General features: G+C 71.7%; 1 pseudogene. It reads right to left on the bottom strand.

The features are described from left to right. Positions 1-940: 940 nt before the first annotated feature. A pseudogene (locus ACWGJO_RS41425) lies at positions 941-1,915 on the bottom strand (IS630 family transposase); the annotation flags it as partial. Positions 1,916-2,276 lie beyond the last annotated feature (361 nt).

Here is a 2,276-nt window from a genome sequence, read left to right as displayed (position 1 = left end):
GGAGGGATCTACGGCCCCAGCTTCGCGGACCCGGCCCCCTGGGCCTGCGGCGGCGGGGCCCCCCCCCCCGGCGCAGCCCCGCCCCCCCCCCCCCCCGCGGGGGGTCCCGTTGGGGCCGCGTGTGGGGGGGCCGCGGCGCGCGGGGCCGCCGACCGTGGTGCCGGTGAAGCCGCTTCCTGGGTCACCTGCGGTCGGTGTGCAGCCTCCAGCGGGGGTGCCCGCCGCGCCCCCGGCGCCGCCGGTCGCGGTGCCGGTGCTGCCACCCAGCCCGCCGGATCCCGGCGAACCATCGTTATCGAATGCTCCGGTGGTGCCGGCGGTGGCGTCCAGTGGGCCGCCGTTGCCCCCCCCACACACACAACTGTGCCGGAGAAGGGGGCGCCGCCGGCGCCGTCCGCGGTGATGGTGACGATCGCGTTCGTGGGGACGGTGAGGGGCTGCGGGGTCCCGGTGAAGCCGAAGGTGACCGACGGATCAGTTCCTCGTACCCCGGTGGCAGGCTTGGCCTCCGCCGGTGCGGAGGTCGCGGGTGTCAGCGCGGTGCCGGACAACGCCACGCACAGTCCCGCCACGACCCCTGCCCGCCGCCACTGTTCACGAGTGCCGACGCCCGTGCGGGCTCGGCTTCGTCCTGCCCTCACCCCGGTGGGAGGGCGTCGAGGGGCGTGATGTCTGACCACTGATGCCTCCTGACGTCCTGGCTTGACGTGAGGCCGCTCTCCATCGTGCGGCAGCGCGGCAGGTCACACCCCAGCCGATCACCCATTGTGATTAGATATGTACGATAAGTGATGAAAGTGGGAGGGGCTCGGCCCTGGTGACATGTCATCCAGGCCTGGGGTCCGAGCTGGGCTCGGACTCCACCGAATGGCTGAGGTCAGGTCAGGGCGTTCCGTCCGGTGCGACTGTGCTTCTGAGACTTTCGGTTCGGGGTGACGTTTCAGGGTGGAGTGAGAATCAGTCCGGTTTCGCGGATGAAGCCGTCGAGGAGATCGGCGCGGTACTGCATTTTCTTCAGCCGGGTGCGGGTCTTGGCGGCGAGTTGTCGGATGGTGCAGGCCGCCGGGTTGGCGAGGGACTTCTTCAGGTGGGCCCGGACGCCTTCGGTCGGGTTGAGGTCTGGTGTGCAGGGCGGGAGACGGAAGGCGGTCAGCCACTCGTGGCGGGTTTCGAGCAACTCGCGCATGACGGCATCCTTGTGTTGGGTGGCGTTGTCCCATATCAGGACGATCTTGGCGCCGAGCTGCCGGTGGGCGGTGTCCGGCAGAGCCGCGAAGTCGTCCTCGCGGAAGCCCTTCTTCTCGCCCTTGCGGCCGGTGTGGACCGGCATCCGGTGGATGAGCCGGCTACGCCGGCCGGGGCCGGAGCACACCAGGGCGGCCAGTGATACCCGCCCGGAGCCCTTGCCGGTGACCTTCACCACAGGGGTGTTTCCACGGCGCGCCCACGTTCTGGCCTTGGGCGGTCGCTGGCTCTACCCCGCCTCGTCCTCGAAGACCAGCCACGCCTCCTGGGCCCGTACGGTCTTCTCGACCTCGGGCCGGACCTCCCGCATCCACCGCTCGACGGCCTGCGGATCGCGTTCGGCGGCCCGGGGCACCGGGACCTGCACGCTGAAGCCCATCTCGTGCAGGATCCGGGAGATCTGCGAGTTGCTGAACCTCGCGTGGAAGCGCCTGGCGACCAGCAGCGCGATCCGGGGCAGTGTCCACCGCTGGTCCTCCACCCAGCCGTGCGCGGCCGGCCCCTCCTCCAACGCCCCGGCGAGCCATACCCGCCACGCGGGTTTCATCCGCGAGGGCCGCCCGCCGGGCCCCTTGGACCGCAGGGCCTCGGCCCCACCCTCGCGCCAGTCCGCGTGCCAGGCCGCGTGCCAGGCGTACGCGGACTTACGCGACACCCTCAACCGCCCCGCAGCGCGGACGCGGTGAGCACGGACGCGGCCGTCGCTCGGGCGGTGGCGAGGGGAATCAGCACGACGGCAGGGTGCCAGTACGTACCGACATGCCCGCCGCTCCGGAGGAGAAGCCGAAGCGTCGCGAAGGCGATGCAAGGGGCCGGACGCCACTCAGAACGGAGGCTCGGGGCGGGAGCGCGTGCAGACGTGCAGGATCCGGTCGCCGTCACTGTCCGTCTCGCTGTGCCGCCTACCTCGCGGAAGTCCTCAGCCTGACTGTTCCCGCAGGCCCGTCGTCCTCTCTGTCCTCCCCGCCCGGGTCCTGAAGGCCCTGTGGGAAGTCCTCGCAGCGCTGCGCGCCGCCCCACCCGCCCCGGCC

The sequence above is a fragment of the Kitasatospora sp. NPDC054795 genome (genome assembly GCF_053611565.1).
The sequence above is the reverse complement of the archived record's forward strand: the minus strand, read 5'-3'. Positions and strand labels throughout refer to the sequence as shown.